The 255-nt window shown below is 52.9% G+C and carries 1 rRNA gene; it reads right to left on the minus strand.

What is annotated here, in order from left to right:
• Positions 1–255, minus strand: a 23S ribosomal RNA gene (locus M8014_RS00040); the annotation flags it as partial.

Raw genomic sequence — 255 nt, forward strand, 5'->3', positions numbered from 1 at the left:
TTTTCGCCTTTCCCTCACGGTACTGGTTCACTATCGGTCAGTCAGGAGTATTTAGCCTTGGAGGATGGTCCCCCCATATTCAGACAGGATACCACGTGTCCCGCCCTACTCTTCGAGTTCACAACATGTGCATTTTTGTGTACGGGACTATCACCCTGTACCGTCGGACTTTCCAGACCGTTCCACTAACACACATGCTGATTCAGACTCTGGGCTGTTCCCCGTTCGCTCGCCGCTACTGGGGGAATCTCGGTT

Origin of the sequence: Silvania hatchlandensis, from assembly GCF_025564065.1 — a bacterium.
Classification (GTDB): Bacteria; Pseudomonadota; Gammaproteobacteria; order Enterobacterales; family Enterobacteriaceae; genus Enterobacter; species Enterobacter hatchlandensis.